The sequence below is a fragment of the Streptomyces sp. NPDC059668 genome (assembly GCF_042734135.1).
Classification (GTDB): Bacteria; Actinomycetota; Actinomycetes; order Streptomycetales; family Streptomycetaceae; genus Streptomyces.
In genome coordinates, this window is the sequence record NZ_JBHWEL010000010.1 from 169606 (window position 1) to 179793 (window position 10188).

A 10188-nucleotide genomic window follows, 5' to 3' on the forward strand; every position below is an offset into this window, starting at 1 on the left:
GGCCCAGAGCTGGGCCGTCCTCGGGCCGTCCGAGGGCAGCCAGCGACGGCCGACAACAGCCAGGAACGACCAACGGGGCGCGGCAGGCTGCCGCGCCCCTTTGCTACGGCTGTGCAGCTAGACCCACGTGTCCAGCCACATCCGTGACCGCCACTGCTCTATCGGGATCGACGTGCCCGTGTAGAGCGGCCAGAAGTAGATGAAGTTCCAGGCGATCAGCAGGACCAGGACGCCCGCGCTCGCCGCGCCGACGACGCGGCGGCGTTCCGTGGCGCCCGGGGGGCCGAGGATCGCGCCGATCATCATGGCGAGGGCCAGGCACAGGAACGGCAGGAAGATCACCGCGTAGAAGAAGAAGATCGTGCGCTCCTGGTACTGGAACCAGGGCAGGTAGCCGGCCGCGATGCCGCAGGCGATCGCGCCCGCTCGCCAGTCGCGGCGGAACGCCCAGCGCCACAGCAGGTAGACGACCGCGAAGCAGGCGGCCCACCACAGGATCGGGGTGCCCAGCGCCAGTACCTCGCGGGCGCACTTGCCGCTCGCGTCGGCCGGGCAGCCGTCCTTGCCGGGCAGCGGGGACTCGTAGAAGTAGGAGACCGGGCGGCCCAGGACGAGCCAGCTCCACGGGTTCGACTGGTAGGTGTGCGGCGACGAGAGGTGGACGTGGAAGTTGTACACCTCGTGCTCGTAGTGCCACAGGCTGCGCAGCCAGTCGGGCAGGAAGGTCCAGTTGCCGCCCTTGCCGTCGGTCACGGCCCAGTTGCGGAAGTAGCCGCCCTTGCCGTTGTCCGGGGAGAGGATCCAGCCGGTCCAGGAGACGAGGTACGTCACGATCGCCACCGGGACCGTCGCGAGGAACGCGAGGCCCGTGTCGTGCTTCAGGGTGGCGGTGTACGGGTGCTGGGCACCCGCGGTGCGGCGCGCGCCGACGTCCCACAGCACGGACATCAGGCAGAACGCGGCGAGGACGTAGAGGCCGCTCCACTTGGTGCCGAGCGCCAGCCCCAGCATCAGGCCCGCCGTCCAGCGCCAGGGCCGCAGGCCGAGGCGGGTCGTCTCGGCGGTGTACGCGTCCGGGCGGACGACCCCGTCCGCGCCGGCCGGCAGCGCGGCCGCCAGCCGGGCCCGCGCCCGGTCCCGGTCCACGACCAGACAGCCGAAGGCCGCCAGGACGAAGAACATCAGTACGCCGTCGAGGAGCGAGGTGCGGCTCATCACGAAGTGCAGCCCGTCCACCGCCATCAGCGTGCCCGCCAGACAGCCCAGGAAGGTCGAGCGGAACATCCGGCGCCCGATCCGGCACAGCAGCAGCACCGACAGCGTGCCCAGCACCGCCGTCATGAACCGCCAGCCGAACGGGTTGAACCCGAACATCCATTCGCCGATCCCGATGACGTACTTGCCGACCGGGGGATGGACGACATAGGCGGGGTCGGTGGGGATCGAGACGTGCCCGTTGTGCTGGAGGACCAGGTCGTTGGCGTTCTTGTCCCAGTTGACCTCGTAGCCGCGGTGGATCAGCGCCCACGCGTCCTTGGCGTAGTACGTCTCGTCGAATATCACCGCCTTCGGGCTGCCCAGGTGCCAGAACCGCATCAGCCCGGCGAGCAGCGTCACCAGGAGCGGTCCTCCCCAGCCCGACCAGCGGGTGAGGCGTTCGGCGGCCTCGTGGCGCAGGCCGAACACGGCCCAGATCCGTGGGCTCGGTCCGGCGTACGGCGGCACGAGCCGGTCGCGCACATCGGTTCTCGGCGGCGCCGTGTATCCGAAGCGGCGCAGCCGCTGCTGCCACGACGGCTGCTGCGCTTCGGCGGCCTGGCTCTGCCGGGTGTCCGTGGAGGACGCGGTACTGGTCACCGCGCCATCGTAGGGAACAGGTCTGTGCGAGTCCCGTGCACGGGCCTTAATGGGTGGATGAGGCTGCCGCGGATCGCCCCTGCGAGGATGGATCCGTGACAGGAACCCTTGTTTTGGCAGGCACCCCGATCGGCGACACGTCCGACGCCCCGCCCCGGCTCGCCCAGGAGCTGGAGAGCGCGGACGTCGTCGCCGCGGAGGACACCCGCAGGCTGCGCCGGCTCACCCAGGCGCTCGGGGTGCAGCCCACCGGGCGGGTCGTGTCGTACTTCGAGGGCAACGAGGCGGCCCGGACCCCGGAACTCGTCGAGGCGCTGACGGGCGGGGCGCGGGTGCTGCTGGTGACCGACGCGGGCATGCCGTCGGTCTCCGACCCCGGCTACCGGCTGGTCGCGGCGGCCGTCGAGAAGGACATCAGGGTCACCGCCGTACCCGGCCCGTCCGCCGTGCTCACCGCGCTCGCGCTGTCGGGGCTGCCGGTCGACCGCTTCTGCTTCGAGGGGTTCCTGCCGCGCAAGGCGGGGGAGCGGCTGTCGCGGCTGCGGGAGGTCGCCGACGAGCGCCGCACGATGGTCTACTTCGAGGCGCCGCACCGGCTGGACGACACCCTCGCCGCGATGGCCGAGGTCTTCGGGGACACCCGGCGCGCCGCCGTCTGCCGCGAACTGACCAAGACGTACGAGGAGATCAAGCGCGGGCAGCTGGGCGAACTGGCCGCCTGGGCCGCCGAGGGCGTGCGCGGGGAGATCACCGTCGTCGTCGAGGGCGCGCCCGCCAAGGGCGCGGAGGAGCTGGACGCCGGAGAACTCGTGCGCAGGGTGCGGGTGCGCGAGGAGGCGGGCGAGCGCCGCAAGGAGGCCATCGCGGCGGTCGCGGCGGAGGCAGGAATTCCCAAGCGCGATGTCTTCGATGCGGTCGTCGCGGCAAAGAACGCGGCACACACCGCCCCATAGAAGGGCAAAGGGCGGTCGCCAAAAGCAAAGCTCGGACCGTGTTCCGAGACCCTTCCGACAAGGAAAGGCCAAAACGGCTCCAACACTCGACAGGCCGGATGCGTTCGCGCCCGGAGAAGCGTCCACTGGGTGAAGGGACGCACCGGTCCCCAGTCTTCGGAAGCCGGAGGGATTCAGGGGGAATCCTGTCGGCGAAGGCGCTTGTCCAGCGGACAAGAGGAGCACTGGCATGAGTGAGATCGCAGGACGGACCGGCCGTGTCGACGGCCCGGTCACCAGGCAGCAGACGGGCCATCGCAGCGCGGCGACCGCCGTCGTCAACGAGTCGTACTCCTTCGCCTGCATGCGCTGCGGGCACGGCTGGGAGCAGTCGTACGAGATAGAGCACCACCACGACGCCGAGGGCAGCGAGTTCGTGATGTACGTGGCGGACGGCCATGTCGTGCCGTCGCCGCTGAGCCGCCCCTCCTGCCAGAACTGCGACGGCCACGTGGTGCGCATCATGCGCGCCGGTCAGGTGTCCTCCGTCCAGAACTCCATGCACCGTCCGTACCACCCGGAGCGTCCGCTGTCCCAGCAGCCCGCGAAGGCGCGCGGAGAGGCCCCGGACGAGGACCTCGACCGGACGGCGGCGCCCCAGGAGCCGCACCACTGGCACCTCTCCGACCTGCTGCACCCCTTCCACCACCGCAGGGCGAGCTGACACTCACCGCACCCGAGCCCGGGCACATCGCACACGAGCGAGCCGGGGCTCACCGCGGGGCGGGCCGACGCCAGGCCCCTGCCGGGTGAGACCGGGCATGCCCCTTTCGTAGGATCGGGGCATGCCCTCCGACAAGACCGAAGCGCCCCCGCTCCCCGAGCCGCTGCGGGTGCCCGTCGCCGACTCGCACACCCACCTCGACATGCAGTCCGGCACGGTCGAGGAAGGCCTCGCCAAGGCCGCGTCGGTCGGCGTGACGACGGTCGTCCAGGTCGGCTGCGACCTGAACGGCTCGCGCTGGGCGGCCGAGACCGCCGCCGCGTACGAGGCCGTCCACGCGACCGTCGCGCTGCACCCCAACGAGGCGCCCCGTATCGTGCACGGCGACCCCGACGGCTGGTCCCGCCAGGGCGCGCGGCGCCCCGGGGGCGAGGACGCCCTCGACGAGGCCCTCGCCGAGATCGACCGCCTCGCCGCGCTCCCGCAGGTCAAGGGCGTCGGTGAGACCGGACTCGACTACTTCCGTACGGGCCCCGGGGGCGAAGCCGCCCAGGAACGGTCCTTCCGCGCCCACATAGAGATCGCCAAGCGGCACGGAAAGGCGCTGGTCATCCACGACCGCGACGCCCACGCCGACGTGCTGCGCATCCTCAAGGAGGAGGGCGCTCCCGAGCGGACCGTCTTCCACTGCTACTCCGGCGACGCCGAGATGGCCGGGATCTGCGCCCGCGCGGGCTACTTCATGTCCTTCGCCGGCAACATGACCTTCAAGAACGCCCAGCCGCTGCGCGACGCGATCGCCGTGGCGCCCCTGGAACTGCTCCTCGTCGAGACCGACGCGCCCTTCCTGACACCCGTGCCGTACCGCGGACGGCCCAACGCGCCGTATCTCGTTCCGGTCACGGTCCGTGCCATGGCGGCCGTACGCGGCATCGACGAGGACGTGCTGGCCACGGCGCTGTCGGCGAACACCGCTCGCGCTTTCGATTACTGAGCGATAACGCTTGCAGGCGTTTTCCGGGGGCTCGGCCGGGGGCAGTGTCGCGACACAGCGTAGCCGCGTTGCTTGGGAGAGTGACGACCGCTCCGCTAGGTTCTGGTCGCCCGATCCGGACCCTGGAGCGTGTCGTCGTGAGCAACTCGCAGTACGAGACGTTTGGCCTGACCGCAACGCCGTACGAGCCGTACGAGCCGTACAAAACCTACGGACCGTACGAGCCGTACGAGTCCCATGAGCCGTACGAGTCCTACGAGCCGTACGAGAGACCCGAGCCGTACGGCGACGGCTACCCGGAGGATCGTCCGGGCGGTCCCGTCGGCCCGCCGGACGGCCCTGGCCCCGGCTCCGGCCCCGACTCCGGGGACACGTACCGGCCCGCGTACGAGAGCTCGGCCGACCGGACGACCCAGGTGTCCCAGGCCACCCTGCGGTCCCAGGCCCCCACGGAGCCCCGACTGCCCCGCCAGGAGCACGTGCAGGGGCCGGTGGAGGCGCCGGCGGACGCCGTGGGCGACGAGGGGACGGCGGCGGAGCCGCGGACCGGTGGACGGGCGGAGGCACGGCGAGCCGCCCGGCGCGCGCCACGGCGCCGGGGGGCCGCCGAACGCGCGGAACCGCTGCGCCGGCTGCTCCCGCAGGCGCTGGTCGTCGCCTTCCTGGCCGGCGGCACCTCCGCCTTCGTGGCCAGTGACAAGGCCGTCGAGCTGACCGTCGACGGGAAGCCGCGCACGCTGCACACGTTCGCGGACGACGTGAGCGAACTGCTCGCCCACGAGGGCGTGCGGGTGGGCCCCCACGATGTTGTCGCGCCCGCCCCCGGCACCCCGTTGACCAGCGGTGACGAGGTCGCGGTCCACTTCGGGCGGCCCGTGCACCTCACCCTCGACGGGCAGCGCCGCAGGGTGTGGACGACGGCGGGCACGGTGGACGGGGCGCTGGAGCAGCTCGGGGTGCGGGCGGAGGGGGCGTACGTGTCGACCTCGCGCTCGCGGCCCATCGGGCGGGAGGGCCTCGCGTTCGACGTCCGCACCGAGCGCACGGTGACGATCATGGCGGACGGGCGGGCGCGGACGATCCGGACGAACGCGGCGACCGTGGCCGAGGCCGTCGAGGAGGCCGGGATCACGCTGCGCCACCAGGACACGACGTCCGTGCCGTCCGGGAGCTTCCCCCGGGACGGGCAGACGGTCAGCGTGATGCGGATCACCGGGTCCCGGGAGCTCCGTGAGGAGCCGATCCCCTTCGAGGTGACGCGGACGAACGATCCTTCACTCCTCCGCGGCACGGAGGTCGTCGACCGGGCCGGTGAGCCGGGGGTCCGGCGGGTCCTGTACCTGCTGCGCACCGTCAACGGGGTCAAGGAGCGGCCCCGGCGGATGGGGGCCGAGGTGGTACGGGAACCGCGGACACAGGTGGTGCGGGTCGGTACCAAGCCGCGGCCGGACTCCGTGAAGGGGGCCGACCACCTGAACTGGTCCGGGCTCGCGGCGTGCGAGTCCGGGGGGCGGCCCGGCGCGGTGGACGCCTCCGGGACCTACGGGGGTCTCTACCAGTTCGACACCCACACCTGGCACAGCCTCGGGGGGTCGGGCCGCCCCCAGGACGCGCCCGCCACGGAGCAGACCATGCGGGCGAAGAAGCTGTACGTGCGGCGGGGGGCGACCCCGTGGCCCCACTGCGGCGGCCGCCTCCACGGGTGACCTCCGGTGGTTGCCCGGCCCCCCTCGGCCTGAGCGGCCTCGTCCTCAGGCGCCGGACGGGCTGATCGGCCTGAACGGCCTCGTCCTCAAGCGCCGGACGGGCTGAAAGAACGAACCGGGCGCGGTCTGCGTTCTTGCAGGAGGCGGGGCCTGGGGGATGCCGGGCGCCGCGGGCGCCCTTGAGGGGCGCGGGGAACGGCGCGATCGGCCCCCACGCACCCGCACCCGAACGCGAAGCCGTCGCGGGGCTGCGGCCCGTCGCGGGGCTGGGGGATGCCGGGTGCCGCAGGTGCCCTTCAGGGGCGCGGGGAACGGCGCGATCGGCCCCCACGCACCTGCACCCGAACGCGAAGCCGTCGCGGGGCCGGGGGATGCCGGGTGCCGCAGGTGCCCTTCAGGGGCGCGGGGAACTGCGCGATCGGCCCCCACACGCCCGCACCCGAACGCGAACCCGTCGCGGGGCCGGGGGATGCCGGGTGCCGCAGGCGCCGTTCAGGGGCGCGGGGAACTGCGCGATCGGCCCCCACACGCCCGCACCCGAACCCGAACCCCGTGATAGAGGGCAGGTGGAGCCTGCCACGCCCCGTACCCTGGCTGCGTGAACAGCCCCACCCCCGACGCCCTCCTGGGCCCCGCCGAGGTCCGCGAACTCGCGGGCGCGCTCGGCGTGCGGCCCACCAAGCAGCGCGGCCAGAACTTTGTGATCGACGCCAACACCGTGCGCCGCATCGTGCGCACCGCCGGCGTCCGGGAGGACGACGTGGTCGTCGAGGTCGGCCCCGGCCTCGGCTCGCTGACCCTCGCGCTGCTGGAGGCTGCCGACCGGGTGGTCGCCGTCGAGATCGACGACGTCCTCGCGGGTGCGCTCCCGGCGACCGTCACGGCCCGCATGCCCGCCCGCGCCGAGCGGTTCGCGCTCGTGCACTCCGACGCCATGCAGGTGACCGAGCTCCCGGGCCCCGCGCCCACCGCGCTCGTCGCCAACCTCCCGTACAACGTCGCCGTACCCGTGCTGCTGCACATGCTCGACACCTTCCCCACCATCGAGCGCACGCTCGTCATGGTGCAGGCGGAGGTCGCCGACCGGCTCGCCGCCGACCCCGGCTCGAAGGTGTACGGCGTACCGAGCGTCAAGGCCAACTGGTACGCCGACGTGAAGCGGGCCGGTTCGATCGGCCGCAACGTCTTCTGGCCCGCCCCGAACGTCGACAGCGGCCTCGTCTCCCTCACCCGGCGCGCCGAACCCGTCGAGACCACCGCCTCCAAGCGCGAGGTCTTCGCCGTCGTGGACGCCGCCTTCGCCCAGCGCCGCAAGACCCTGCGCGCCGCCCTGGCCGGCTGGGCGGGATCGCCCGTCGCGGCCGAGGCCGCGCTCGTCGCCGCCGGGGTCTCCCCGCAGGCCCGCGGCGAGTCCCTCACCGTCGAGGAGTTCGCCCGCATCGCGGAGAACCGCGTCGCCGGGAACACCGCCGAGAACAAGGAGTCGGTCCAGCCGTGACGCAGACGGTGACGGTACGCGTCCCTGCCAAGGTCAACGTCCAGCTCGCCGTCGGCGGCGCCCGCCCCGACGGCTTCCACGACCTCGCCAACGTGTTCCTCGCGGTCGGCCTGTACGACGAGGTCACGGTGACGCCCGCGGACGAGCTCCGCGTCACCTGCTCGGGTCCCGACGCCGACCAGGTCCCCCTGGACCGTACGAACCTCGCGGCCCGCGCCGCCCTCGAACTCGCCCGCCGCCACGGCGTCGAACCCGCCGTCCACCTCCACATCGCCAAGGACATCCCCGTCGCGGGCGGCATGGCGGGCGGCAGCGCCGACGGCGCCGGTGCGCTGCTCGCCTGCGACACCCTGTGGGGAACCGGCGCCTCGCGCCGGGAACTCCTCGACATCTGCGCCGAGTTGGGCAGCGACGTGCCGTTCAGCCTGGTCGGCGGGGCGGCCCTCGGGACCGGACGCGGCGAACGGCTGCGGACGCTGGAGGTCGGCGGGACCTTCCACTGGGTCTTCGCGATCGCCGAGCGCGGGCTGTCGACCCCGGCGGTCTTCCGGGAGTTCGACCGGCTGAACGAAGGGGTGCGGATCCCCGCACCGGTCGCCTCGCAGGAGCTGTTCGACGCTCTGGCGAAGGGCGACGCCGCCGCCCTCGCGGCCACGGTCTCCAACGACCTCCAGCCCGCCGCGCTCTCCCTGTTCCCGGCCCTCTCCGACACCCTCGCCGCGGGCCGCGCCGCAGGCGCCCTCGCCGCGCTCGTCTCCGGCTCGGGCCCGACCACCGCCTTCCTCGCGGCCGACGCCGAGTCCGCGCGGACGGTGGCCGGGGCGCTGCGCGCTTCCGGGACCTGCCGGACGGTACGGGTCACCGACGGCCCCGCACCGGGCGCCACCGTCGTGTGACCCCTCCGCCCCGCCCGGCCTCTGCGCACGACCGGCGCCCGTACTCAGAGTCGAGTTGAGTACGGGCGCGCTGACGCCGGGCGGCCCCGCGGCGCGACCGTACCCGTATGGGATCAAGCGCTCGTGACGTCGCCGCGGCCACCCCGGCCACCCGCGACAAGTACATCGACCTGCTGAGGGTCGCCTCGCTCGGCACGGTGGTGCTGGGGCACTGGCTGATGGCCGCCGTCTCCGTGGGCGGCGACGGGCGGGCCGAGGTCGGGAACCTGCTCGCCGTGCAGCCCCGGCTGCAACTGCTCACCTGGGTGCTCCAGGTCATGCCCGTCTTCTTCTTCGTCGGCGGGTTCTCGCACGCCCTGTCGTACCGCTCGCTGCGGCGCACGGCGGAGCGGGAGGGCACGGAGGGGGCGCTCTACGCCGTCTTCCTGCGGGCACGGCTCCAGCGGCTGCTGCGTCCGACCATGGTGTTCATCGGGGTGTGGGGCCTGGCGGCGCTCCTGCTCCAGCTCGCCGGAGCGCGGGGCGGCCTCCTCGACGTGTCCCTGCGCCTGGTCGCCCAGCCGCTGTGGTTCATAGGGATCTATCTGGCGATGGTGGCCTTCACCCCGCCGCTGCTCCGGCTCCACGAGCGACGGGGGTGGGGCGCGTTCGGCGGGCTCGTCGCGGCGGCCGGCTGCGTGGACGTCCTGCGGTTCGGCTTCGGTGTCCCCTACGTCGGGTTCCTCAACTTCGCCTTCGTCTGGCTCGCGGTCCACCAGCTCGGATTCCTGCGCGCGGACGGAAGACTGCGGCGGCCGTACCTCCTCGCGGGCGCCGGGCTCGCCGGGGCGGTGCTCCTGGTGGCGTGCGGGCCGTATCCGCTCTCCATGGTCGGCATGCCCGGCGAGCGGATCTCGAACATGGCACCGCCGACCTTCGCGCTGCTGTGCCACGGGCTGTGGCTGGTCGGCGGGGTGGAGCTGCTGCGCGGGGCCGCGGGGCGGTGGCTGCGCCGGCCGCGGGTGTGGCGGGTGGTGGTCGCGGCCAACGGTGTCTCCATGACCGCCTTCCTGTGGCACCTCACCGCGATGCTCGGGGTGTACGGGGTGCTGCTGGGGCTGGGGGTACGGCTGCCGGAACCGGCCACGGGGGAGTGGTGGGCGCAGGTGCCCGTGCGGGTGGCGGTGGCCGGGGTGGTGACCGCGGGGCTCGTCGCCGTGTTCCGGGGATTCGAGCGGGGCACTGCCGTGCGGGGGGTGCGGGGGGTGTCCGGGGGTGCGCGGGGGGCGGCCGCCGCGGGGGTGGCCCTGTGTCTCTTCGGCGTCCTCGGGTTGTCGCTGGTCGGGTTCGGGGGGCTTCTGGACGGGCGTACGGCGGTGTTGGTGGCGGTGCGGGTGACGGCGCCGGTCGCTGTCGCGATGACGTCGGTGGGGTGGCTGATGGTGGAACGTACGGGCCGTACGGGCCGCACGGGCCGTACCTGACCGGGGGTTTCCTCGCCCCCGCCGCCCCTACCCGTCCCATCCCGTTCCTGGGGGCTCCGCCCCCAGACCCCCGCCATCGCCCGAAGGGCTCGTCCTCAAACGCCGGACGGGCTGGATG

At 73.3% G+C, this 10188-nt stretch carries 8 protein-coding genes; 7 read left to right on the forward strand and 1 reads right to left on the reverse strand.

The genetic code is table 11. The features are described 5' to 3' along the window. Nucleotides 1-117: 117 nt before the first annotated feature. The gene (locus ACFV2J_RS11095; RefSeq protein ID WP_385082727.1) at nt 118-1857 is read right to left on the reverse strand and encodes a dolichyl-phosphate-mannose--protein mannosyltransferase; all 1740 of its coding nucleotides are present in this window, start codon (nt 1855-1857) and stop codon (nt 118-120) included. Nucleotides 1858-1952: 95 nt separating this feature from the next. Between ACFV2J_RS11095 and rsmI the strand changes: the two genes are divergently transcribed. From rsmI to ACFV2J_RS11130, 7 genes are all read left to right on the forward strand, one after another. Continuing rightward, entirely contained in the window at nt 1953-2810 is an 858-nt protein-coding gene (rsmI, locus tag ACFV2J_RS11100) for a 16S rRNA (cytidine(1402)-2'-O)-methyltransferase (RefSeq protein ID WP_385082729.1), read from the forward strand. A gap of 229 nt (nt 2811-3039) precedes the next feature. Beyond that, nucleotides 3040-3513 (forward strand): hypothetical protein, encoded by a 474-nt coding sequence (locus tag ACFV2J_RS11105; protein WP_385082730.1) that lies wholly within the window; start codon nt 3040-3042, stop codon nt 3511-3513. A gap of 121 nt (nt 3514-3634) precedes the next feature. After that, nucleotides 3635-4507, forward strand: a complete 873-nt coding sequence (locus ACFV2J_RS11110; protein ID WP_385082733.1) for a TatD family hydrolase — start codon at nt 3635-3637, stop codon at nt 4505-4507. Between the two features lie 167 nt (nt 4508-4674). Next, nucleotides 4675-6213 (forward strand): ubiquitin-like domain-containing protein, encoded by a 1539-nt coding sequence (locus ACFV2J_RS11115; RefSeq protein WP_385082742.1) that lies wholly within the window; start codon nt 4675-4677, stop codon nt 6211-6213. 598 nt (nt 6214-6811) lie between these two features. After that, nucleotides 6812-7711: a 16S rRNA (adenine(1518)-N(6)/adenine(1519)-N(6))-dimethyltransferase RsmA gene (gene rsmA / locus ACFV2J_RS11120; protein ID WP_385082734.1), complete on the forward strand. Its 900-nt coding sequence runs from the start codon at nt 6812-6814 to the stop codon at nt 7709-7711. Beyond that, the gene (locus ACFV2J_RS11125; RefSeq protein WP_385082736.1) at nt 7708-8607 is read left to right on the forward strand and encodes a 4-(cytidine 5'-diphospho)-2-C-methyl-D-erythritol kinase; all 900 of its coding nucleotides are present in this window, start codon (nt 7708-7710) and stop codon (nt 8605-8607) included. The genes rsmA and ACFV2J_RS11125 overlap by 4 nt, the downstream gene beginning before the upstream one ends. Nucleotides 8608-8714: 107 nt before the next feature. Next, complete coding sequence (locus ACFV2J_RS11130) at nt 8715-10070, forward strand: acyltransferase family protein (RefSeq protein ID WP_385438224.1); 1356 nt, start codon at nt 8715-8717, stop codon at nt 10068-10070. The last annotated feature ends 118 nt before the right edge of the window (nt 10071-10188 follow it).

Excerpts from the sequence above, each read along its gene's own strand:
- ACFV2J_RS11105 (WP_385082730.1), top strand. The coding sequence starts at position 3,040 with ATGAGTGAGATCGCAGGACGGACCGGCCGTGTCGACGGCCCGGTCACC.
- ACFV2J_RS11110 (WP_385082733.1), top strand. The coding sequence starts at position 3,635 with ATGCCCTCCGACAAGACCGAAGCGCCCCCGCTCCCCGAGCCGCTGCGG.
- ACFV2J_RS11130 (WP_385438224.1), top strand. The coding sequence starts at position 8,715 with ATGGGATCAAGCGCTCGTGACGTCGCCGCGGCCACCCCGGCCACCCGC.